Annotated in this window: 19 protein-coding genes; 6 read left to right on the top strand and 13 right to left on the bottom strand. The window is 71.0% G+C overall.

Going from position 1 to position 23,391, the window contains the following annotated elements:
* Nucleotides 1-29: 29 nt before the first annotated feature.
* Complete coding sequence (gene pruA, locus AB0B48_RS19495) at nt 30-1,658, bottom strand: L-glutamate gamma-semialdehyde dehydrogenase (protein WP_357203330.1); 1,629 nt, start codon at nt 1,656-1,658, stop codon at nt 30-32.
* 291 nt (nt 1,659-1,949) lie between these two features.
* On the opposite strand from pruA, the gene AB0B48_RS19490 reads away from it, so the two are divergent.
* Nucleotides 1,950-3,077, top strand: coding sequence for a hypothetical protein (locus tag AB0B48_RS19490; protein WP_357203327.1), 1,128 nt, complete (start codon nt 1,950-1,952; stop codon nt 3,075-3,077).
* Nucleotides 3,078-3,222: 145 nt separating this feature from the next.
* On the opposite strand, the gene AB0B48_RS19485 is transcribed toward AB0B48_RS19490, so the two are convergent.
* Nucleotides 3,223-3,732: a hypothetical protein gene (locus AB0B48_RS19485; protein WP_357203324.1), complete on the bottom strand. Its 510-nt coding sequence runs from the start codon at nt 3,730-3,732 to the stop codon at nt 3,223-3,225.
* 215 nt (nt 3,733-3,947) lie between these two features.
* Between AB0B48_RS19485 and AB0B48_RS19480 the strand changes: the two genes are divergently transcribed.
* Both AB0B48_RS19480 and AB0B48_RS19475 read left to right on the top strand, forming a co-directional pair.
* Nucleotides 3,948-4,175 (top strand): helix-turn-helix domain-containing protein, encoded by a 228-nt coding sequence (locus tag AB0B48_RS19480; RefSeq protein WP_355005552.1) that lies wholly within the window; start codon nt 3,948-3,950, stop codon nt 4,173-4,175.
* A gap of 242 nt (nt 4,176-4,417) precedes the next feature.
* Nucleotides 4,418-5,008, top strand: coding sequence for an Rv3235 family protein (locus AB0B48_RS19475; protein ID WP_357203321.1), 591 nt, complete (start codon nt 4,418-4,420; stop codon nt 5,006-5,008).
* 104 nt (nt 5,009-5,112) lie between these two features.
* Here AB0B48_RS19475 and secA read toward each other — a convergent pair whose 3' ends face one another.
* A complete protein-coding gene (gene secA / locus AB0B48_RS19470; protein WP_357203318.1) occupies nt 5,113-8,040 on the bottom strand; it encodes a preprotein translocase subunit SecA in 2,928 nt (975 codons plus the stop codon).
* Between the two features lie 168 nt (nt 8,041-8,208).
* Here secA and AB0B48_RS19465 point away from each other — a divergent pair, with 168 nt between their 5' ends.
* Together AB0B48_RS19465 and AB0B48_RS19460 are read left to right on the top strand one after the other, a co-directional pair.
* Nucleotides 8,209-9,363 carry a GNAT family N-acetyltransferase gene (locus AB0B48_RS19465; RefSeq protein ID WP_357203315.1) on the top strand — a complete coding sequence of 385 codons (1,155 nt, stop codon included), beginning with the start codon at nt 8,209-8,211 and terminating at the stop codon, nt 9,361-9,363.
* Nucleotides 9,360-10,472 (top strand): GNAT family N-acetyltransferase, encoded by a 1,113-nt coding sequence (locus tag AB0B48_RS19460; protein ID WP_357203312.1) that lies wholly within the window; start codon nt 9,360-9,362, stop codon nt 10,470-10,472. Before AB0B48_RS19465 ends, AB0B48_RS19460 begins: the two co-directional genes overlap by 4 nt.
* Before the next feature lie 55 nt (nt 10,473-10,527).
* Here AB0B48_RS19460 and raiA read toward each other — a convergent pair whose 3' ends face one another.
* The 8 genes from raiA to efeU form a co-directional block, all read right to left on the bottom strand.
* Nucleotides 10,528-11,163 (bottom strand): ribosome-associated translation inhibitor RaiA, encoded by a 636-nt coding sequence (gene raiA, locus AB0B48_RS19455; protein ID WP_357203309.1) that lies wholly within the window; start codon nt 11,161-11,163, stop codon nt 10,528-10,530.
* A gap of 245 nt (nt 11,164-11,408) precedes the next feature.
* Complete coding sequence (locus tag AB0B48_RS19450) at nt 11,409-12,083, bottom strand: ComF family protein (protein ID WP_357203333.1); 675 nt, start codon at nt 12,081-12,083, stop codon at nt 11,409-11,411.
* Between the two features lie 37 nt (nt 12,084-12,120).
* A complete protein-coding gene (locus AB0B48_RS19445) occupies nt 12,121-13,935 on the bottom strand; it encodes an LpqB family beta-propeller domain-containing protein (RefSeq protein ID WP_357203307.1) in 1,815 nt (604 codons plus the stop codon).
* On the bottom strand, nt 13,932-15,689 hold the full coding sequence (gene mtrB / locus AB0B48_RS19440; protein WP_357203304.1) for an MtrAB system histidine kinase MtrB: 1,758 nt from the start codon (nt 15,687-15,689) through the stop codon (nt 13,932-13,934). The genes AB0B48_RS19445 and mtrB overlap by 4 nt, the downstream gene beginning before the upstream one ends.
* A 12-nt stretch (nt 15,690-15,701) precedes the next feature.
* Nucleotides 15,702-16,391, bottom strand: coding sequence for an MtrAB system response regulator MtrA (gene mtrA, locus AB0B48_RS19435; protein ID WP_030331519.1), 690 nt, complete (start codon nt 16,389-16,391; stop codon nt 15,702-15,704).
* A 226-nt stretch (nt 16,392-16,617) separates the two neighbouring features.
* Complete coding sequence (gene efeB / locus AB0B48_RS19430) at nt 16,618-17,895, bottom strand: iron uptake transporter deferrochelatase/peroxidase subunit (RefSeq protein WP_357203301.1); 1,278 nt, start codon at nt 17,893-17,895, stop codon at nt 16,618-16,620.
* Nucleotides 17,896-17,920: 25 nt separating this feature from the next.
* Nucleotides 17,921-19,054 (bottom strand): iron uptake system protein EfeO, encoded by a 1,134-nt coding sequence (gene efeO, locus AB0B48_RS19425; protein WP_357203298.1) that lies wholly within the window; start codon nt 19,052-19,054, stop codon nt 17,921-17,923.
* A gap of 22 nt (nt 19,055-19,076) precedes the next feature.
* Complete coding sequence (gene efeU / locus AB0B48_RS19420) at nt 19,077-19,976, bottom strand: iron uptake transporter permease EfeU (RefSeq protein WP_357203295.1); 900 nt, start codon at nt 19,974-19,976, stop codon at nt 19,077-19,079.
* Between the two features lie 136 nt (nt 19,977-20,112).
* On the opposite strand from efeU, the gene AB0B48_RS19415 reads away from it, so the two are divergent.
* On the top strand, nt 20,113-20,259 hold the full coding sequence (locus tag AB0B48_RS19415; RefSeq protein ID WP_167493764.1) for a hypothetical protein: 147 nt from the start codon (nt 20,113-20,115) through the stop codon (nt 20,257-20,259).
* Nucleotides 20,260-20,454: 195 nt separating this feature from the next.
* Here AB0B48_RS19415 and ahcY read toward each other — a convergent pair whose 3' ends face one another.
* Nucleotides 20,455-21,954, bottom strand: coding sequence for an adenosylhomocysteinase (gene ahcY, locus AB0B48_RS19410; RefSeq protein WP_357203292.1), 1,500 nt, complete (start codon nt 21,952-21,954; stop codon nt 20,455-20,457).
* A 279-nt stretch (nt 21,955-22,233) separates the two neighbouring features.
* On the bottom strand, nt 22,234-23,391 hold a 1,158-nt coding region (manA, locus tag AB0B48_RS19405; RefSeq protein ID WP_357203289.1), incomplete at its 5' end, for a mannose-6-phosphate isomerase, class I.

Here is a 23,391-nt window from a genome sequence, read left to right as displayed (position 1 = left end):
CCCACGCGCCGCCGGCGGGTCGTCGCCGGTCAGCCCATGTGGGGGTACGTGTGGTCGGTCGGCGGCACGAAGGTCTCCTTGATCGTCCGCGGGGAGACCCAGCGGACCAGGTTCAGCCAGGAGCCGGCCTTGTCGTTGGTGCCGCTGGCGCGGGCGCCACCGAAGGGCTGCTGCCCGACCACCGCGCCGGTCGGCTTGTCGTTGATGTAGAAGTTGCCGGCCGCGTACCGCATCCGCTCGCCGACCGACTCGACGACCCGGCGGTCGGTGGCGAACACCGAGCCGGTCAGCGCGTACGGGGCGATCGACTCCGCCTGCGCGACGACCTCGTCGAAGCGGGCGTCGTCGAACACGTGCACGCCCAGGATCGGCCCGAAGTACTCGGTGGTGAAGGTCTCGTGAGCGGCGTCGCCGCACTCGAAGAGCGTCGGTCGCACGAAGTAGCCGACCGAGTCGTCGGCGGTGCCACCGGCCAGCACCCGGCAGCTGTCGTCACCGGCGATCAGCTCCAGCGCGGCGGTGTGCCGGGCGAAGGCCTTGTCGTCGATGACCGCACCGCCGAAGTTGCCGAAGTCGGTCACGTCGCCGTAGGTCAGCGAGTCGGCGGTGGCGGCCAGCCGGTCCCGCAGCCCACCCTCCCAGATCGAGCGCGGCACGTACGCCCGCGAGGCCGCCGAGCACTTCTGGCCCTGGTACTCGTACGCGCCACGGATCAGCGCGGTGTGCAGAGCGTCCACGTCGGCGCTGGTGTGCGCGACGACGAAGTCCTTGCCGCCGGTCTCGCCGACCAGGCGCGGGTAGCCCCGGTAACGGGAGATGTTGTCGCCCACGGTCCGCCACAACTGCTGGAAGACCTTCGTCGAACCGGTGAAGTGGATGCCGGCCAGATCCGGGTCGGCGAGCACGACATCGGAGACCTCCTCGCCCCGACCGGTGACCATGTTGATCACGCCGGGCGGCAGGCCGGCGGCCTCGAACAGCCGCATCGTGAAATGCGCGGCGAACTGCTGGGTCGGGCCCGGCTTCCAGACCACGGTGTTGCCCAGCAGGGCCGGCGCCGACGGCAGGTTGCCGGCGATGGCGGTGAAGTTGAACGGGGTGACCGCGTAGACGAAGCCCTCCAGTGGGCGGTGGTCGAAGCGGTTCCAGACGCCGGGCGAGGACGCCGGCTGCTCCTCGAGCAGGCGACGCGCGAAGTGCACGTTGAACCGCAGGAAGTCGATGAACTCGCACGCCGCGTCGATCTCCGCCTGGATCGCGGTCTTCGACTGACCGAGCATGGTGGCGGCGTTGAGCGTGTCCCGCCAGGGGCCGGCGAGCAGTTCGGCGGCTCGCAGGAAGATCGCGGCGCGCTCCTCGAAGGGCAGCGCCCGCCACATCGGCGCGGCGTCCTTGGCCGCCCTGGTCGCGGCGCGGGCGTCGTCGTGGGTGGCGTGCCCGGTCACCCCCAGCACGTGGGCGTGCTTGTGCGGCTGCACCACGTTGATCGGGTCACCGCCGGCCATCCGCTGCTCACCGCCGATGGTCATCGGCAGGTCGATGCGCTCGGCGGCGAGCTCGGTCAGCCGCCGCTGGAGCCGGTCCCGGTCGGGGCTGCCCGGCTCGTAGTTGCGAACCGGCTCGTTGCGCGGCTCGGGAACGGAGAACACGGCATCCATCAAGGCTCCTGGCGATCTCGACAGCAGTGGCGAAACCGGACCCGCGGGCACCGACCGGATGGCCGGACACCGGACGCCGCACGGGAGGCCGAGCAGCGGCGGGACCTCCCGTGATTCTCCCACGACGGGCCGCGCGACCCACTTCCGCCACCGCCCCGCGCCAAGGACCGCCCCACCCCTCCTCCCCTTACCGACCGGCCTCGATCCGTCCCGCCGTCCCGGGGCGACAGGCAGCCCAGCGGGCCCGCGTACCCTGAATGGTCGGTGACCTGCCGCCTCGAAGGGGAGACGATGACCAAGCAGCCCGGCCGCGTCCCGGCCGCTGAGTCGGACGAGCCGGCGGTCGACGCGGCCAGCGCCGGCAGTCGGCCGCTTCCCGCCCCCGGCGCCGCAGTGCTCGCGCTGCTGGCGCTCGGTTGGTTGGCCGCCATGCTCTGGTCCACCCGGGAGGCCATCACCTCGGCGGCGGCCGGGGTCACGGCGATCAGCCTCTCCGCGTTCGCCCTGCCCGGCGTGATCTCGGCCGCGCTGGTGGCCGGGGCGGCCGTCGCGCTGGCCGCCGGCAACCTGCTGGCCCGCCGGTACGGCGACTGGGCCACCCTGCGCTTCGCCGGGGCGATCGGCGGCGGAATGCTGGTCGGGCTCGCCGCCGCGGTGGCCATCAACCTCACCTACTTCGACACGTCCACCACCAACGTGATCGCCGGCACCACGGCGGCCGCGGCGATCATCGGGGGCGCGCTGGCCGGCGCGCGGACCGCCCCGGCGATCGGTGCTGTGGTCACCGCCGCCCTGGGCACGCTGATCTTCGTGGTCGCGTTCAGCCGCGCCCGGGACCCGCTGTTCGACCTCTTCGGCTCCGGCGACAGCCAGGAGTCGTTGATCAACGCAGCCAAGTGGGTTTCCCGTACCGAATCGCTCGTCGCCGGGCTGCTCGCCGGGCTACTGGCCTTCGGCTACCTGACCTGGGCGCGGCGTCGAGCCGTCCGCCGCGATCCCGAGGCACCGACGCTGCGCTGGCCGGCGTACCTGCTCGCCGGCGCCGGCCCGGGGCTCCTCCTGCTGCTCGCCGAAGTGATCATCAGGGTTGGTGGCCGGTCGCTGCTCGACCTCGCCAGCGCGCTCAGTGAGGCGGACGCGGTAGCCCAGACCTCGCTGGGCACCTCGCGGGTCGACAACGGCATCTGGGTGCTCTTCGTGGGGGCGCTGACCGCGCTCATCGCGTTCGGCCGCACGCTCAGCCCCGCCCACAGTGACGACGACGAACCCGCCAGCGACCCGAACCCCGTCGCGGACCAGGCCGACCCGGCGGACGACAAGCCGGGCTACGCCAAGGCGTTCGACGCCGACCCGGCCGAGACGTTCGACGCACCTGAAACCTCCGAAGCCGACCCGGCAAAGGCCGACCCAACGCGCTGAGCCCGCCCCGCGCAGCCGCCCCCCTTTCCCGGTCGATCATGGAGTTGTGGTGGGCGGTTCACCCGCCTGTGCGGCTTATGTTCACCACCACAACTCCATGATCGGAGCCGGGGGCAGCTCGGGCGGTCTGGGCCGGTGTTCCCGGTCAGTCGGTGGCGTTGAGAACCTGGTCCAGCTCCGTCACGTCGTACCACTCCAGCTCGTGGTCCTCGGCGCCGTCGACGGTGAACTGGGCGTCCGGGTCACCAGCCGCCGCCTCGGCCACCACGTCGGCAGCCGCGCCGACCTCCTCGGCCGCGTCCGCGCTATCCACGTGGATGGCCGCGACGGCACCCACCGGCACGGCGTCGGTCAACGTCACAACGCTGGAGCCGAGCTCACCGTCGCCGCGCCCGACCGCCGCCGACGGCAGGTCGACCGAGACGACGACGCGACGCCGGGGAGCGGTCGGATCGGCCCGGAGCAGGTGCAGGGCGTCCTGGGCTGCGCGGGTGAAGGCGACGTACTCCAACTCCTCCTCGTCACCCTCGGCGTACCACTCACGAAGCGCCGGAGTCACGGCGTGCGCCTGGTCGGCGGCCAGCCCCTCCTCGCGAAGCCGGGCCAGCATCGGTACGGTCGCCGGCACGTACACCCGGACAAGCTCGTCGGTCACCGGTCGTCTCCCCGCGTCGTCCTCCACCGGCGGCCGCCGGCACGGGCGCAGATCATGCCGCACGCCGTGACCGTCATACACCCCGCCTCCGGCCGGTGGAAGTTTCCCGCCGGTGTGTCCGCGCGGGTTGGTCGGCCACTGAACCGGTGCGGCGCTGGGCGGCGAGGTCTGTCGGTGGCAAACTGAGCCAAACGACATCAACCCCGGGAGTTTCTGTGGAACCCAGGTTCCTGCTGCTCTCCGACGTGGCCGCCGAGCTCAACGTGTCGGACTCGCAGGTCTACCACATGGTGCGCAGCGGTGAACTGCCGGCGATCAAGATCGGCGGGCGCGGCCAGTGGCGCGTCGAGCGCACCCGGCTGGAGGAGTACATAGCGCGCAAATACGATGAAACGGCAGACTGGGTGCAGAGCAACCCGCTGGTCGACCGCGACCCCGAGTAGCAGAGCCCCAGCCCGCCCGTCCATCCGACGCGCCGAGCCCCGCCCGAGCGGATGATCCACTCGGTTTCACGGAAGTCGGGGCATTGAGGCCGCTGGGACACCGCGCTATCAAGAAACCCGAGTGGATCATGCCCTCCGTCCAGTCGAGGCCACCGCGAAGCCATTGACCGAGGCCGTTCTGTCACTCAGAATCGAACTTGTCGGAGGCAAACGTAGGCAAACGCAAGATCGAAGGGGCCCTGATGAGCGGAGCACGACCCGGTCCTTCGCGACCACCAGTGCGGCTACGCCCCGTTCCGCCCTTCGACCCGCCCTACGTGGACGAGAGCGACGGGTCGTACTGGCCGGGGCCGACCGACGGTCAACTCGCCCTCGACCTGTTCGCCTCCACCCGGCCCAGCCCGGTCCGGCCGGCGGAGCGGCGAGCAGCCCTGCGCCCGGTGCCCAGCCGGTCCACCACCCACCCGGTCGCGTCGTTGCCGCCGTCGACCGCACCGGAAACCACCCGGGCCGCGCACCGCTTCGTCGGCACCTGCCTGGAGGTGGTCAACGGCTACCGTTCGCCGACCCAGGTGCGAGCGCTGCTCGACCCGACCCGAGCGGGCGACCTGCTGACCGAGCTCGCCCGCGCATCCGGCCGGGCCGGGACATCCCGCCGCCGTAGCGGCCGGCCACTGGTCCGGCTGCTACGCCTGCGGGTCTGTGAGCCCCGGGAGACCGCAGTGGAGGCGGCAGCCGTCCTCACCGGCACGGGCGGCCGAAGTTGGGCGATGGCCCTGCGCCTCGAACATCGCCGGGGCCGCTGGCTCTGTGTCGCCCTGCACGTGCTCTGACCCGCCTGCGCCGGTCGGTCGCGAGGCTCACAAGAACACCGACGGGTCCCGGCCTGGTCGGCCGGGACCCGTCGGTCAGACGCTGTCGGTGCAGCTGCTTTTGGTCAGTTGCCGCCGTTGGGCGCGCCGTGGCAGCGCTTGTACTTGCGGCCCGAGCCACACGGGCACGGTGCGTTGCGGGACGGGCCGTTGCTCGCCTCCGCCTGGTTCGGTGCCGGCCGACGGGCAGCAGCCGACGGAACAGCCGGGCCACGCAGCCCGGATGCCGGCCGCTGCGGCGCGGACGGCGCGCTCCGCCCCGGTGCCGCCGGAGCACCCGGAGCCGGTCGGCCCACACCGAGCGCCGGAGCCTGCTGTTCTGCCTGCTCCACGGCGACCGCGCCCGGGCTGGCCTCACCGTCGATGGTGGGGGCGGAGTATTGCAGGCCCTGCCGCCGCGGTGCCTGGTTGAGGCCCTTGGCCCGGATCTCCACCGGCTTGTCGAGCAGGGTGACCTCGTCGGCCCCCTCCTCGGGCTCCGGTTCGGTCACCTGGACGTCGACGTTGTAGAGGAAACCGACTGTCTCCTCCTTGATGCCCTCCATCATGGTGGCGAACATGTCGAAGCCCTCGCGCTGGTATTCCACCACCGGGTCGCGCTGGGCGTACGCCCGGAGGTTGATGCCCTCCTGGAGGTAGTCCATCTCGTAGAGGTGCTCGCGCCACTTGCGGTCGATGACCTGGAGCAGCACCATCCGCTCGAGCTGGCGCACCCCCTCGGTGCCGAGCTGCTCCTCACGCCGGTCGTACGCGGCGTTGGCGTCGTCCTTGAGACGGGCGACCAGGAAGTCGGCGTCCATGCCGGCCCGGGAGCCACCGGCCTCCTCTTCCAACTCCTCGATCGTCACGCCGACCGGGTAGAGCTGCTTGAGGCTGGACCAGAGCTGATCGAGGTCCCAGTCTTCGCCGTAGCCGTCGGAGGTGGCGCCCCGCACGTACGCCTCGACGGTGTCGTCGATCATGTTGCGGACCTGGTCGGAGAGGTCTTCACCGTTGAGCACCCGGAGCCGCTCGGCGTAGACGACCTGGCGCTGCTTGTTGAGCACCTCGTCGTACTTGAGCACGTTCTTGCGGATCTCGGCGTTCTGACCCTCGATCTGGGCCTGGGCGCTCTTGATCTGCCGGGTGACCATCTTCGACTCGATGGGCACGTCCTCCGGGATGTTGAAGCGCTCCATCACCGCCTCGACCGCTCCGGCCCGGAAGCGCCGCATCAGCTCGTCCTGAAGGGACAGGTAGAAACGGGACTCGCCCGGGTCGCCCTGCCGGCCGGCACGACCACGCAGCTGGTTGTCGATCCGCCGGGACTCGTGCCGCTCGGTGCCCAGCACGTAGAGGCCGCCGGCGGCCGAGACCTCTTCCGCCTCGGCGTCGCAGGCCTGCTTCCAGGTCGGAAGGACCTCCTCCATCGCCTTGGCGTACTCTTCCTCGTTCTCCAGCGGGTCGAGGCCACGCTGGCGCAGCTCGTTCGCGGCGAGGAACTCGGCGTTGCCGCCGAGCAGGATGTCGGTGCCGCGGCCGGCCATGTTGGTCGCCACGGTGACCGCGCCCTTACGCCCGGCCTGGGCGACGATCTCGGCCTCCCGGGCGTGGAACTTGGCGTTCAGCACGTTGTGCGGGATGCCACGGCGCCGCAGCAGCTGGGAGAGGATCTCGGAGTTTTCCACCGAGACGGTGCCCACCAGCACCGGCTGGCCCATCTGGTGCCGCTCGGCGATGTCCTCGATGACGGCGTTGAACTTGGCCTTCTCGGTCTTGTAGATGACGTCCGGCCGGTCCTCGCGAACCATCGGGCGGTGGGTCGGAATGGTCACGACGCCGACCTTGTAGACCTTGTTGAACTCGCTCGCCTCGGTCTGCGCCGTACCGGTCATCCCGGACAGCTTCTCGTAGAGGCGGAAGTAGTTCTGGAGGGTGATGGTGGCCAGGGTCTGGTTCTCCTGCTTGATCTCCACCCCCTCCTTGGCCTCGATCGCCTGGTGCATGCCCTCGTTGTAGCGACGGCCGTGCAGGATGCGACCGGTGAACTCGTCGACGATCAGGACCTCACCGTCGCTGACGATGTAGTCCTTGTCGCGCTTGTAGAGCTCCTTGGCCTTGATGGCGTTGTTGAGGTAGCCGACCAGCGGGGTGTTCACCGACTCGTACAGGTTGTCGATGCCGAGCCGGTCCTCGACCTTGGCGACACCCCGCTCGGTCACCGCGATGGTGCGCTTGGAGTGGTCGACCTCGTAGTCGCCCTCGCCGTCGGTGCCGGCCTGGAGCCGGGCCACCACGCCGGCGAACTCGCCGTACCAGCGGGCGGAGTGCTCGGCCGGGCCGGAGATGATCAGCGGGGTGCGGGCCTCGTCGATCAGGATGGAGTCGACCTCGTCGACCACCGCGAAGTTGTGCCCGCGCTGCACCAGCTCTTCCTTCGACCAGGCCATGTTGTCGCGCAGGTAGTCGAAGCCGAACTCGTTGTTGGTGCCGTAGGTGATGTCGCACTCGTAGGCGGCCTTGTGCTCACTTGCCGGCCGGTTGGGCAGCACCACGCCGACGGTCAGCCCGAGGAACTCGTGCACCCGGCCCATCCACGCCGCGTCACGCTGGGCGAGGTAGTCGTTGACCGTGATCACGTGGACGCCCTTGCCGGAGAGCGCGTTGAGGTAGACGGCCATGACCGAGGTCAGCGTCTTGCCCTCACCGGTCTTCATTTCGGCGATGTTGCCGAAGTGAAGCGCCGCGCCGCCCATCACCTGGACGTCGTACGGGCGCTGGCCGAGCACCCTGGCGGACGCCTCACGGGCAACCGCGAACGCCTCCGGCAGCAGGTCGTCGAGGGTCTCACCCTCGTCGAGCCGCTCCCGGAACTGTTCGGTCATGCCGGCCAGTTCCTCGTCGGTGAGGTTGACGTAGTCGTCCTCGATCGAGCTGACGGCATTGGCGATCGCCTTGAGGCGGCGCACCATGCGGCCCTCGCCCGCGTTAAGGACCTTTTCCAGAATCGACACGGATCAACGCTCCCCTAGACAGTCTCGAACCATCGTAGGCGCTTCATCGGCGCGATGGTCACTGGTGGCGGTGCTCGACCCCGCCGAACCCGACATAACTCGCGTCCTGCACACGCCCCAAACGTTATCCGGTTACGCCGTCGGCGAACGCTGCGGCAGGATGCACGGGTGGAGCTCGTGGAGATCATCGAGGACGGCGTGCTGCTGCGACCCTGGCGAGAGACGGATGCCGAGGCCGTGCACCGAGCCTGCCAGGACCCGGACATTCAGCGTTGGACCACCGTACCGCGCCCGTACCGGCCGGAACACGCCCACGGATTTGTCACCGAGATGAGCCGGAAGGCCTGGGCCGAGGGCACCGGGGCACCGTTCGCGGTCTGCGACCCGGACACCGGGGAGCTGCTGGGTTCCAGCGGGCTCACCTCGATCGGCGAGGACGGCACCGGTGAGATCGGCTACTGGACGGCACCCTGGGCGCGTGGTCGAGGCGTGATGGTCCGGGCCACCCGGGCGGTGGCCCGCTGGTCCTTCGGCACCCTCGGGCTTCGCCGGCTCATCTGGCAGGCCGAGGTGGGCAACCACGCCTCCCGGCTGGTGGCCCTCCGGGCCGGTTTCCGGATCGACGGCAGGTTGCGGCTGGCCGACCCGGCGCTGCTGCCCGGAAGCGCGGACGGCTGGATCGGCTCGCTGCTGCCCGGCGAGGTGCCGGCCGCCGGGTCGGCCGGTCCGGCCGGGCCGGGCACCCTCGCCGCCCGTCGGGCCGCCGTCTTCGGCCGCCCGCAGCCCGTTCTGTTCGCCGAGACCGGGGCCGGCGAGCTGCGGCTACGGCCCATGGAGGAGAAGGACCTGGACGCGGTGGTGCAGACCTGCCGGGACCCGGAGACCATCCGCTGGACGACGGTGCCGGACCCGTACGACCGGGCCGACGCGGAGGGCTACCAGGCGTACGGCCGCGACTCCTGGGCTCGGGGGGACGCCGCCTGCTTCATGATCGCCGACGCCGACGACCGGTACGTGGGGACGCTCGACCTGCGGCTCTCCCCCACCGACCCGCTGGTGGCCGACACCGGATTCATGACCGCGCCGGCGGCCCGGGGCCGGGGCTACCTGCCCGCCGCGCTGGTCGCGCTCAGCGCCTGGGGCTTCAGCACGTTGGGCCTGGCGCGGATCGAGTGGAGGGCGAACGTGGGCAACACCGCCTCCCGGCGAGCGGCGGAGAAGGCGGGCTTCCTGGTCGAGGGGACGGCCCGGGGTGGCGTGCAGCACCGGGGCGAGCGGGTGGACGTGTGGGTCGGTGCGCTCCTCGCGAAGGATCTGGGATGAGTCTGCGGCCGGTCGTCGAGGCGCACGGGGTGCGGCTGCGCCCCTTCCGCCCGGAGGACAGCGCCGACGTGGTCGACGGCTGCGCGGACCCGCTGACCCAACGGTTCGTGTCGAACCTCCCGACGCCGTACACCGAGGCCGACGCCCGCTGGTGGATCGACGTCGGCGCCCCGGCGGCCTGGACCGGCGGCGGCACGGCGTACGCCGTCGCGGACCCCGCGACCGATCGGCTGCTCGGCGCGGTGGGGCTGAACAACCCGGTGCCCGCCCGCGGTCAGCTGGAGATCGGCTACTGGATGCGGCCGGCGGCCCGCGGTCGCGGGCTGGCCACCGCGGCGACCCGCGTGCTGAGCGAGCACGCGTTCGCCGCCGGGGCAGCCCGGCTGGAACTGCTCACCGAACCGGAGAACGGTCCGAGCCAACGGGTCGCGCTGGCCGCCGGCTTCCGCTACGAGGGTCTGCGCCGGTCGGCCGGTGCGTCCCGCGACGCGGGCCGGCACGATCTGCTGGCCTGGGTACGCGTCACCGGTGATCCGCCCGGCCCGACCGCCCGGCTGCTGCCCGACCTGCCCGGCGGGGTGCTCACCGACCAGGTGGTGGCGCTGCGCCCCCTCGCGCCGGACGACGCGGCGCTGATGTACCGGTTGCACAGCCGACCCGAGGTGGTGGCGAACCAGGCGCCGCCGGTGCCGCCGACCCGCGAGGCGGTCGAGCGGCGTTGTCGTCTCGCGCAGAGCGGCTGGCTGACCGGCGAGATCGCCAGGCTGATGATCACTGACGTGACCAGCGGCGAGCCCGTGGGTAGTTGCGGCTTGTCGTACACCGACGTGGCCGCCGGCGAGGCATCGGTCGGCTACGCGTTGCTGCCGGAGTGGCGCGGCCGGGGGTACGCGACGCGGGCGGTCCGGTTGCTCGCGGGCTGGGCGTTCGGCTCGGTCGGTATCGCCCGGCTGTCGGCCGGAACGGTGCCGGACAACGCCGCGTCGCACCGGGTGCTGGAGCGGGTCGGTTTTCGGCGCGAGGCAGTTCAGCGCGGGCGACTGCCCGGACTGGCCGGCGCCCGCCTGGACGACCTGACCTTCGCGTTGCTGCCCGCCGACCTCCGCTGACCGGTGTCGCGGGGTTGTGGTGGGGGCACCCCACCGCAACCCCACGAGCTGCCGGTCAGGTGGCGAGAGAGATGATGCCGTAGTCGTACGCGTGGCGCCGGTAGACGACGCTGGGGCGGCCGGACTCCTTGTCCTGGAAAAGGTAGAAGTCGTGGCCGACCAGTTCCATCTCGAACAACGCGTCGTCGATGGTCATCGGCTCCGCCGGGTGCACCTTCTCCCGGGCGATGTGCCACGGCTGGTCGTCGTGCTCCTCTTCGACCCGTTCGGCAACGGCGGTGCCGGCGCGGGCGCCATCGCTCGCCGCGCTCAGCGCGTTGGGCACCAGGTCCGCGACCGGCAGGCCAGCGGTGGCCTCGGCGACGGAGATCGGCGCGTGCCGACCCCGGTGTACGCGGCGGCGGTCGGCCGCGCGGCGCAGCCGGGTGTCGAGCTTCGCGATGGCCGCGTCGAGCGCGCTGTAGAAGTCGTTCGTGCAGGCTTCGGCCCGCATGACCGGGCCCCGGGAAACGCAGGTGATCTCCACCCGCTGGCAGTGGTCGGCCTGGCGCGGATTGCGCTCGTGAAACAGCTCGACATCAACGCGAATAAGTTTGTGGTCGTAGCGTTCGATCTTCGCGAGTTTCTCGGCTACGTGTACCCGGTAATGGTCCGGCACTTCGACGTTTCGGCCCTTGACCACGATGTCCACGTGACCTCCCTTTTTCGGACGGTCTTCGATCCGGTTGCCCGGCCGCGCGCCGTGGGGAGACCCGCTGGCGTCGACCGGTTGGTACGGCTACGCCTCCTCTCACCGCCGAGGGTGGTGGGAACGACCTCCTACCCCCGACAGCGAAACGCTAACTCTTGTTTGCCCGGCAGTCACCCCATGTTGCCGAGACGACCCAGGATTTTTCGCAGCTCATACACCAACGGGTGAAACGGAAACACTATGGGTTACGACTGGTGCCTTTTCTCGGTCGCCGCGAGCACCGCCGCAACACCCGGTGCCCATCCTGTAGCGGTCAGCACCCGGCTCGCGGCGGCGAGGGTCACGCCGGTGGTGACGATGTCGTCGAGCAGCACCACGACCGGTGCCGCGGCCCCGGCACGACCCCGGAGCGGCCCCATCGGGCGGGGCTGGAAGGCCGCCTCGGCCGCCGCCGCGCGCCCGGCGCTGTCCAGGGTGACCGAGTCGGGCCGGGGTGACGCCCGCAGCGGACGGTGCACCCGCACCGCCCAACCGCTCCGGTTGAGCCGGGCCGCGCAGTGCCGGGCCAGCCGGTCGAGGTGGTCCCCGTAGCGGGATCGGGCCGCCGCCGCGGTGTCCGGGACCGGAACCAACGCCAGCGGACGGGCCCCACCGACGGCCGCCGCGACGACCTCGGCGAGCAGCGCGCCGAGCGGACGAGCAAGCCCGTGTCGGCCGTGTTCCTTGTACGCCAGCAGGGCCTCGCGCAGCGGACCCGCGTACGGGCCGAGGGCGACGCAGGACGGCAGGCCCGGCGGGGCGGGGGTGGGGCGGACCGCCCGTGGCCGCAATGCACCCAGCGCCACGACACAGGCTGGGCAGACCCCGTGCCGCAGGCCGGGTCGGCGCTCCCGACAACCGGCGCAGTCGGCGGGCAGCACCAGGTCGGCGAGGTCCGCCCAGAGCCCGCTCACCGTGTCAGTAGAGGAAGAACGGCGCCGACGGGTTGCTCGGCCGGACACCGGTCGGCACCGGGGCGATGTCGCGTACCCGGCCGGGCTCGATCCGTTCGAACGGGCTGCTGCGGTAGGCCACCCCGTTCGCCTCGTACATGTACGCCCCGCCGGGCGTCCGCACACTGCGGTTGGTCGGGTACGCGGTCAGGTGGGTGACCTTGGCGCCGAGGTCGGTCCGCAACGGTGTCTCCAAGGCGCCGTCGACACTGATCTCGTAGATCGCCGGCTGGCCGACCGACCCCGCCACCACCAGCTGGTCCTCCCTGCCCCAGTCGACAGCCGTCGGGTTCGTCAGCGAGGTGACCAGCTCTCGGGGCGGGCCGATGGAGGCCCCGCCGCCGTCGAGGTTGACCGCGGCGACGTAGAGACGGCCGCCGACGATCAGCGCCACCCGCTGGCCGTCCAACCCGGCGGCCACCGCGGTGACCGCGCCGGAGGGCAGGTTGAGCGGCACCGGATACATCCGGGCCGCCTCGTCGAACCGGTAGAGCTGCCCGTCGGCCACGACGAGGCCGCGGCTGGGGCGGTTGTCGACCGTACGCAGCCAGACCGGTCGGCCGATCGAGGAGTATTCGGCGCCGCTGCGGCTGACCACGGAGACCGGGTCGGCACCCGTGCCCACGGCGAGTCGGTACCGGTTCTTGCCGCTGCTGGCGACCACCATCGCGGCGAGGATCCGGCGGTCCTTGGCCAGCCCGAGGCTGGCGGAGACGACGTTACGGTTGGCCTCGGGTGTCAACGGCACCGTGCCGCTGGGCTCGCCGTCGAAGTCGAGTGGGTGGATCGCGCCGTCGTACACGCCGAACCGCTGCGGGCTGGTGGCATACGGGTAGAGCACCCGGGCGTCTCGTCGCTCGCCCAGGTCCACCACGGGCTGCGCGTTGTTGCGGATCTTCAACTCCAGCTGACCGGTCAAGTCGCCCAGCGACCAGGCGATCTGCGTGATCAACTGATCGATCCCGCTCTGGTCGTCGCCGGACATGTCCAGGTTGACCTCCCACCGACCGTTGCCGCCGGTGGCGTTGTTGATCAGCTCGGTGCGGTCGGGCAGCCCGACGACTCCCGGGCGCAACCAGTCGGAGGGGCCACCGACCAGCCACTTCACCACCTCGTTGACCTGCCGCTCGACCGGCACCGCCTGCGGTCGGTAGCGCTGGTCGGGCACCAGGCGGCTGCGGTCCGAACTCCAGAAGTAGATCGTCTCGTCCTGGTAGTACTCCCGAAGGGCGGTGTCGCTGAGCAGCAGCACGTTGGGCGGGTTGATGACGTAGAGGCCGGCCCGGTCATCGTTGACGCCGCCGTTGAAGGACGCGCTGCGCAGGCCGAACTCGTACTCCGTCTCGGTCGCCACCGGTGGGGCCAGGATGCCGTTGGTCCGCAGCACCCCGATCTGCTGCACGGTGATCTTGACGGTCGTGGTCGAGTCGCTGTTGAGGGTGTAGACCGCCTCGCGCAGCCGGACCACGTTCAGCGCGACCTCGCTGCCCTTCTTGTCCTGCAGGCGAGTCTTGTCCTCCGGGGCGATGAACGCCTTGACCCGCTCGTACGCCCGATCCGGCTCGCCGGCGGCGGCGGACAGGAAGTTGCGGACGAACGTCTCGTTGACGCTGCCGCTGGCCGTGCGCGTCGGTGGCTCACTGCCCCGGCTGATCACACCGGCCTCGGTCGCGGCGCTGCCCTTGCCGTCCACCCGCACGTCGGATGCCGCCGGAATGCCACAGCCGGCGCCCAGCAGCACCATCACGCCGAGGGTTCCGAGCAGAGTCGGCCGTCTCACGAGCGCACCTCCGTCCGCTGCCCGTCCCCGGCCGGAGCCGGACCGATCGCCAGTGCCCCGCCGGTGCCGGGACCGATGGCCAGTGGCCCACCGTCGCGGGGGCCGCCGAACGGCAGGGCGGCGTCGGCCGGCACCAGCCGCAGCGGTGAGGTGGTCAGCCGATCGCCAGCACGGGCCGGCAGGGTGAGTCGGAACTGCGCGCCCTGCCCGGGAGCACCCCACGCCTCCAGCCAGCCGCCGTGCAGCCGTGCGTCCTCCAGGCTGATCGACAGGCCCAGCCCGGTGCCCCCGGTCTGCCGGGCCCGCGATGGGTCCGCCCGCCAGAACCGGTTGAACACCAGCTTCTCCTCGCCGACCTTCAGCCCCACGCCGTGGTCGCGGACCGTGATCGCCACGGCGGTCTCGTCGATACCGAGGGTGATCAGCACCGGGCGGGCCTCACCGTGCTCGACGGCGTTGCCGACCAGGTTGCGCAACACCCGCTCGACCCGGCGCGGGTCGACCTCGGCGATGACCGGCGTGCCCGGCAGGTCGAGTTCGATCGGTACGCCCACCCGCTCGGCCAGGCCCGCCAGCCGGTCGACCACCCGGTGCACCACCGGCACCAGGTCGGTCGGCTCGGAATCCAGCATGGCGAAGCCCGCGTCGAACCGACTGATCTCCAGCAGGTCGGTCAGCAGCTCCTCGAAGCGGTCCAACTCGGCCTGGAGCAGCTCGGCGCTGCGGGCTACGGCGGGGTCGAACTCGTCGCGCTCAGCGAAGATCAGGTCGGCGGCCATCCGCACCGTGGTCAGCGGGGTACGCAGCTCGTGGGAGACGTCCGAGGTGAAGCGGCGCTGCAACCGGGACATCTCTTCCAGGCGCAGGATCTGCCGTTGCAGGTTGGTGGCCATCTGGTTGAACGACGCGGCGAGCAGGGCCAGGTCGTCCTCGCCGTTGACCACCATCCGCTGGTCGAGCAGGCCCGCGGAGAGCCGCTGGGCGGTTCGTGCGGCGACCCGGACCGGGTTGACCACCAGCCGGGTGACAAGCGCCGCGAGCAACCCGAGCAGGATCACCAGCGCGACCCCGGTGGCCACCACCGTGGCGCGGGCGTCGGCGGCGGTGACGTCCTGCCGGCCCAGCGGGACCAGGTAGTAGAGCTCGATCTGGCCGAAGCGGGTGGGCACCGGCGAGCCGTAGACAAGGTATTTGGTGGTCTCGCCGGTGAGTCGCCCGGTGCGGATCTGACTCGCCACCTTGCCGTCGGCGATCGCGGCCCGCAGCTCGGGGCTGATCAGCGGCTGCACGTTCGCCGACGGGGAGGTGCGCGTCTGGATGTCGTTGGGATAGTCGTCGGCGGTGATCGCCACCACCACGCCGCTGGTCTGCTGGGGGTCGCCGCCGGCAAGGTAGTTGACGGTGCCGTCGATGGTCTCCTGGAGCTGCGCCTCCTGCGGCTGGCCGTAGAAGGAGACCTGCTTGGCCGCGTAGCTGGCGCCGGTTGTCACCCGCTGCCGGACGTCGCTGCGCGCGCTGTCGAGCAGAATGGTGGTGATCTTGTCAGCGATCAGGAACGCGAACCCGCCGACCAGGAGGCTGGACGCGACCAGCGTGATGGTCACGACCCGAACCTGGAGCGAGCGACGCCAGGTCTGGTGTGCCCGACCCACCGCACGAGCGACCCGACCGCTCACCGCACGCCAGAGCTCCCCGCCGGCGCTGGGCCGGCGGGCTGCCGTACTCGGGGAGGGTGGGGGCGGCGAGGTCGACACAGTGCGACCAGGCTATCCGGTCCCCGCCTTGTAACCCACGCCCCGCACGGTGAGGATGATTTCCGGTCGCTCCGGGTCTGGTTCGATCTTGGCCCGCAACCGCTGGACGTGCACGTTGACCAGACGGGTGTCGGCCGCGTGCCGGTAGCCCCAGACCTGTTCGAGCAGCACCTCGCGGGTGAAGACCTGACGTGGCTTGCGGGCGAGCGCGACCAGCAGGTCGAACTCCAGCGGCGTCAGCTTCACCTCCTCGTCGTTGCGACTCACCGTGTGCGCGGGCACGTCGATGGTGATCTGGTTGTCCGGCGGCCCGATGGTGAGCATCTCCGGGGCCACGTCCTCGCCTCGGCGCAGTCGGGCCCGCATCCGGGCCACCAGCTCCTTGGGCTTGAACGGCTTGACCACGTAGTCGTCGGCGCCGGATTCCAGGCCGAGCACGACGTCGACGGTGTCGCTCTTGGCCGTCAGCATGACGATGGGCACGCCGGACTCCGCCCGAATCGACCTGGCGACGTCGATCCCGCTCATGCCGGGAAGCATCAGGTCAAGCAGCACTATGTCGGGACGACTGTCGCGAAAAGCGGCCAACGCCCGCTCGCCGTCCGCCACAAAAGAGGGCAGGAAACCCTCACTGCGCAGCACGATGCCGAGCATCTCGGCGAGCGCGGGGTCATCGTCGACCACCAGTACGCGGGCTCTCATGGGATTAATATTGCATCCTCATTCAGTTCGGTGGGACCGGCGTCCGCCGGTAACGCTCAGCGCCGCCGTCAAACCGGGTGCCAGCAGTCCGCGGCGGCGGCGCCACGTGCTGCGGTGCCTGGGCGCACGGATGGCCGCGGGCCAGGCTGCCACCATGATCCCCCTTTGGCGGCGCCCGGCGCCACCGCAAGCCGGACCGATCCGGCTGTCGCCATCCGGACGACGGTCAGCCGAACAGCCCACTCCCCCAGTGTTCCCCGCCGTCGCGTACCCCGGGCGGGCAGGCGAACACCCCGCTGGAGACGTGTCGCAGGTACTCGTTCATCACGTCGTGCCGGGCCAGCTGCGTCTGGATCGGCACGAACTGACGGCGTGGATCACGCTGGTAGGCGATGAAGAAGAGGCCCGCGTCGAGCCGGCCGAGGCCGTCCGAGCCGTCGACGAAGTTGTAACCCCGGCGGAGCAGTTGGGCCCCGCCGTTCCGGCTCGGGTGGGCCAGCGTGACATGGGCGTGCTCGGCGATCACCGGCTTCCCGTCCGCGCCACGGGCGGCGAAGTCGGGCTCGTCGAACTCGTCGCCGCGACCCAACGGCGCGCCGCTGCCCTTGGCCCGGCCGACGATCTCCTCCTGCTCGGCGAGGGAGGTCCGGTCCCAGGTCTCCACCAGCATTCGGATCTTGCGGGTCACCAGGTACGAGCCGCCGGCCATCCAGTCCGGCCCGTCGCCCGGCTGCACCCACAACTGGTCGCGCAGCAGGTCGGTGTCCTCGGCCTTGAGGTTGGCCGTGCCGTCCTTGAACCCGAAGAGGTTGCGTGCGGTGGCCTGCTCCCGCGTGGTCGACGAGGTACGACCGAAGCCGAGCTGCGACCAGCGGACGCTCACCACGCCCATGCCCAGCCGGGCCAGGTTACGGATCGCGTGCACCGCCACCTGCGGGTCGTTGGAGCAGGCCTGGACGCAGAGGTCGCCGCCGGAGAGCTGCGGCTGCAACGCGTCGCCAGGAAACTTCGGCAGCTCGGCGAGGGCGGCAGGACGACGCTCGGCGAGACCGAAGCGGTCCCGTCCGTCGGCGTCGCGGAACAGCGTCGGCCCGAAACCGATGGTGAGGGTGAGCTGCGAGGGAGGCAGGCCGAGCGCCTCGCCGGTGTCGTCCGGTGGGGCCTCCGGCATCCCGCCGACCGCACCCAGCACCCCGGCGTCGCGCCCCGCCGTCATCCGGGCGGCGGCGGCCGTCCACTCCTCCAGCAGTTCGACGAGTCGGGCCCGGTCCTTGGTGATCACGTCGAAGGCCACGAAGTGCAGCCGGTCCTGCGCCGGGGTGACGATGCCGGCCTGGTGCTCTCCGTGGAACGGCACAGCCCCGGCCGGGTGGTCGCTCGCCGCGGCCGGGCCATGGGAGCCGTTCAGCAGCGCCCCCGCGCCGGCCGCCACTCCGGCGACCCCCGCCACCCCGGCGCCAGCCAGGGTGATCGCCCGGCGCCGGGTGAACCTGCTTCCGCTCATCGACTCGACTCTTTCTGCCAGGTGGTCACTTCGCGACGGCCGCGGCGACCTTGCTGATCGGCTCGGCGAGCGCGTTGATCCCGTCGGAGAGCTCCTTGAGCTCGGCCTTGCTCAGCGCGGTGTGCAGCTTCCACCCGTCGCCGTCGCGGTGCTTGCCGAGCAGGCCCTCGACGTTCGTGAACTCGGCGTCCAGCTGACTCACCAGCTCCGGCGAGCGCTGCTGCAACGCGGGCCGCAGGGCGGACACGGCGGCCTTGGAACCTTCGAGGTTGGCGGCGAAGTCCCACAGGTCGGTGTGCGAGTAGCGGTCCTCCTCGCCGGTGATCTTGCCGCTGGCCACCTCGTCGAGCAGTTCCTTGGCACCGTTGGCGAGCTGGAGCGGGGAGAGCTTCTCGGCGTTCGCCTTGGCCACGATCTCCTTGACATCCACCAGCAGGCGGTCGGCGATCGGGCCGTCCTTGGAGATGTCGCCGGACTGCCAGAGGTCCTTCTCGATCCGGTGGAAGCCGGTGAACTCCATCCCCTCCTCGAGGACCTCCTCGCGGCCGTCGATCTTGGGGTCGAGGTCACCGAAGATCTCAGCGACCGGCTCGATCCGCTCCCAGTAGGTGCGGGCGACCGGGTAGAGCGCCTTGGACTTCGCCACATCGCCGGCCTTGACCGCGCCGACGAACTCCTCGGTCTTGTCCAACAGCGCGCTGGTCTGGCTCTTCACGTACCGCTGGTAGTTGTCCGTGGCGTCACCCAGCGCGGCGTCGGCGGTGAGCGGCTGCGCCGACCCGCTGACCTTGAGCGCGCCCCGGATGCCCTTGCCGCTCATCCCCGGCTTGCAGGCCGTCTGATACGTGCCGGCCGGCAACTCCACGTGCAGCTCGCGGCTCAGCCCAGGGGCGATGTTCTCCACCTCGCCCATCACCCGGTCGCCGTCGGCGTACACGTAGAACTCGGTCACCTTCGCACCCGAATTGGTGATCTTGAAGGTGGCGGTGCCGGCGCCCAGGTCGGTCGAGCCGACCTCACAGGCGGTGTCGCTGGCCTTGACCACGATCGGTCCGCCGGACCCGGCCGAGTCGCCCTTGTCGGAGTCGGAGCAGGCGGCCAGACCGGCCGTGGCCAGCACGCCGGCGGCGGCCAGCGCGAAGAACTGGGTGGTACGCATCGAAGCTGTCTCTCCTCGTGGGTCAGGCACGCTGCGGCGCGGACGCCGCCTCGGCCTCGGCGCCGGTGTCAGCCCCGCGCTCGGTGACGGTGGTGGTGGTCGCGGTGGGTGCCGGCTTACGCCGGGCCGGTCGCAGGAAGAGCAGGAGCACCGGTACGGCGTACGCGACCCAGGCGATCGTCTCCAGCACTGTGGGCGCGGGGGTCACGTTGAACATGCCGGCGAGCAGGGCCGCGTACCAGGTGCTCGGGTCGAGCACGCTGGTGATGTCGAAAGCCAGGTCGTTCAGGCCGGGCAGGACGCCGGCCTCCTGGAAGTCGTGCACGCCGTACTTGAGGATGCCGGCGGCGACCAGGATCAGCAGCGCGCCGGTCCAGGTGAAGAACTTGCTGAGGTTGATCCGCAGGGCGCTGGCGTAGAGCAGCACGCCGAGGACCACGGCGGTGACGATCCCGCCGATCAACGCGAGCAGCGGGCCGCTGTCGCCGGCCGCACCCTGGGCGGCCGAGTAGAAGATCAGCGCCGTCTCCAGACCCTCGCGGATCACCGCGAGGAACGCCATCCCGGCGACGGCGAGGGACCCGACGGCCAGCGCCTCGGTGAGCTTGCCCCGCAGTTCGCCGGCGATGGTCCGGGCGGCCCGGCGCATCCAGAAGATCATCCAGGTCACGAAGACCACGGCGGCGACCGAGGTGATCGCCTCGAACAACTCACGATCCTCGGATCGGGACAGCAGCGAGGTCGACGTGTACTCGATCAGCCAGCCGAAGAGCACCGAGAGCGCCACGGCCAGGCCAACGCCCGCCCACACCTGCGGCAGCCGATCCCGGCGCTGCGACTTCACCAGGAAGGCGACCAGGATGCTGACCACCAGGGTGGCTTCCAGCCCTTCCCGCAGACCGATCAGGTAGGTGGCGAACATCCGAGCTCCGAGTAGGTTAGGCACGCCTTGGTTGACTTAGGGCAGGCATACCTTCCTCCTGGTCAGCGTCGTCGTCAAGTCGTTCACGACAAGCTCACCCTGTCTACGGCGAACTCCACTGTGCGAAGATCGCGCCGTGAGGGGATTCCTGCCGTGGTTGACGGTCCTGGCCGTGGTGCTGCTGCTCAGCGCACTACGCCTACGGGCACTGGCCACCCTCGTCTCGCTCGGCTGGCTGGCCTGGTGCATCTGGACCTGGTTCCGCCCCACCCGCCGCACCTGACCAAGCCCCGACCCCGCGTTCCGCTCCCCGCGATCTTGCACTTTCTGCGGCGACATATCGCGCCTAAAGCCGCGAAGTTCCAACCGAAACTGCAAGATCGCGGGGAGCGCAGGGCAGATCGCGGGAGCGCAGGGGCAGGGCGGAGACGACGGACCGGGCCGGCTGCGAACAGCCGACCCGGTCCAGAGGTGTCGATCAGTAGCGGTAGTGATCGGGCTTGAACGGACCCTCCGTGGAGACGCCGAGGTAGGCGGCCTGCTCCTTGGTCAGCGTGCTCAGCTTGGCGCCGAGTGCGCCGAGGTGCAGTCGGGCCACCTTCTCGTCCAGGTGCTTGGGCAGCACGTAGACGCCGATCGGGTACTCCTCGGTCTTGGTGAAGAGCTCGATCTGGGCGATCGTCTGGTTGGCGAACGAGTTCGACATGACGAAGCTCGGGTGCCCGGTCGCGTTGCCCAGGTTCAGCAGGCGGCCCTCGGAGAGCACGATGATGGCGTGCCCGTCGGCGAAGCGCCACAGGTCGACCTGCGGCTTGATGTTGATCCGCTCGACGTCGGACCGCTTGGCCAGCCCGGCCATGTCGATCTCGTTGTCGAAGTGGCCGATGTTGCCGACGATGGCCTGGTGCTTCATCCGGGCCATGTGCTCGTTGGTGATGACGTCGAAGCAGCCGGTGGCGGTGATGAAGATGTCGGCCTGCTCGACAACGTCGTCCAGGGTGGCGACCTGGTAGCCGTCCATGGCGGCCTGCAACGCGCAGATCGGGTCCACCTCGGTCACCACGACCCGGGCGCCCTGGCCGCGCAGCGACTCGGCGCAGCCCTTGCCCACGTCGCCGTAGCCCATGACGACCGCCATCTTGCCGCCGATCAGCACGTCGGTGGCGCGGTTGATGCCGTCGATGAGCGAGTGCCGGCAGCCGTACTTGTTGTCGAACTTGCTCTTGGTCACCGAGTCGTTGACGTTGATGGCCGGGAAGAGCAGGGTGCCGGCCCGGTGCATCTCGTAGAGCCGGTGCACGCCGGTGGTGGTCTCCTCGGTCACGCCCTTGATGCCGCCGGAGATCCGGGTCCACCGCTGGCCGTCCTCGCCGAGCGAGCGGTGCAGCAGCTCGAGGATGACCGCGTACTCCTCGGAGTCGGCGGACTCGACGGGCGGGACCGCCCCGGCCCGCTCGAACTCGGTGCCCTTGTGTACGAGCAGGGTCGCGTCGCCGCCGTCGTCGAGGATCATGTTGGGGCCCTGCCCGTCCGGCCAGGCGAGCACCTGCTCGGTGCACCACCAGTACTCCGGAAGGGTCTCGCCCTTCCAGGCGTACACCGGAACCCCGGCCGGAGCCTCGGGGGTGCCGTCCGGGCCGACGACGATCGCCGCGGCGGCGTGGTCCTGGGTGGAGAAGATGTTGCAGGACGCCCAGCGCACCTGCGCGCCGAGCGCGACCAACGTCTCGATCAGGACGGCGGTCTGGATGGTCATGTGCAGGGAGCCGGTGATCCGCGCGCCGGCGAGCGGCTGCGCCTCGGCGAACTCGCGACGGATCGCCATCAGGCCGGGCATCTCGTGCTCGGCGAGCTGGATCTCTTTACGCCCGAACTCGGCGAGCGACAGATCCGCCACCTTGAAGTCGCCGTCGGCGAGCGTGCTCGGCCGGGCCTCGGACGGCGTGCCGCTGGCGGACGCCGGGAGGGTGCTGGTCATGAAAGCTCCTGTCGAACGATGTCTGCGCCGACCTTCCACCTTACGCGCGTCGGCGACGGGCATCAGGCACGGTCGGCGGACAGCGCACGGGGCGGTCGGTGATGGACGGACTTTCCCGCCCACGTCCCGCCCGCCCCGTGCATCCCCCCGGTTTGGTTCCCCCGCACGTTCTCGGACCGTCGTCGCGATAACGCTGCGTACTCATAGAGTCACACTCAGGCAGGATGACGTCAAGCTATTCCGGGAAAGTCGGACTTGTGTCGTTGGCTGGGGTCGGGGTCAGCGCAGCCCGGACGTCGCCACGAACGCCACACCGGCGCCGTCGATCCGCAGCGGCGCTTCCAACGCCGTACCGATCGCCGCCTCGCCGGAGGCCAGCGTCAACGCGCCGGCACCGTCGTCCACGGTGATCGCACCACCAGCGCAGAGCACCACCCGGGGCCCCGGCAGCGACAGTGTCACCGAGGGCACCGCCGCGTCGACCCGGACCCGGTGCAGCGCGAAGTCGTCCACCGGCACAGGCCAGCAGTCCACGCCCGGGCCGACCGGCTCCGCGGCCCGCACCGGATCGACGAGCACCTCGAAGCGCAGCACCCGCAACAACTCGTCGACGTCCACCCGCTTCGGGGTCAGGCCGCCGCGCAACACGTTGTCGCTGGCCGCCATGATCTCCACGCCGCAGCCACTCAGGTAGGCGTGCAGGTTGCCGGCGGGCATCCAGATCGCCTCCCCCGCCTCCAGCCGCAGGTGGTGCAACAGCAGGGCGACCAGCGCCCCCGGATCCCCCGGGTACGCCGTGGCCAGTCGGCGGGTCAGCTCCGCGTCCGGGCCGTCGGTCGGCGCCGCCACCACAGCGGCCAGCAGGTCGTGACGCTTGGCGACCGGCCAGCCGAGCAACGTCCGCACCGCCGTCCGCAACCCTGCCGGCCCGGACCGCAACGCGGCGACCACAGGCGCCAACTCCGGTACGCCGAACGCCGCGAGCGCCTCGGCCGACTCCGCCGGATCCCGGAAACCGCACAGCGCCTCGAACGGGGTGAGCGCGACGAGCAACTCCGGCTTGTGGTGCGGGTCGGAGTAGTTGCGCGGCCCCTCGGTGCGCCCCGCCTCCGCCGCGTAGCCAGCCTGCGCCTGCTCGGCGTCCGGGTGGGCCTGCAGGCTCAGCGGAGCGTCGGCCGCGAGCACCTTGAGCAGGAACGGCAGCCGGTTGCCGAACCGCTCGGACACCCGCTGGCCGAGCCACTGCCCAGGTTCGTCCCGTACCAGGTCACAGAGGCTCACCCGCAGGCCGGCACGATCCACGAGGGCCGGGGCGCCCGGGTGGGCCCCCAACCACAGCTCCGCCTCCGGGCCCGGGGGCGGGGGGCCGGCCCCGGCGGGGCGGGCGCGGGTGGGGGGCGCGCGCCGGGCGCGGTGTGGGGGGGGGGCGGGCCGGGG

It is taken from the genome of Micromonospora sp. NPDC049089, assembly GCF_040648775.1.
Lineage (GTDB): Bacteria > Actinomycetota > Actinomycetes > Mycobacteriales > Micromonosporaceae > Micromonospora.
The sequence above is the reverse complement of the archived record's forward strand: the minus strand, read 5'-3'. Positions and strand labels throughout refer to the sequence as shown.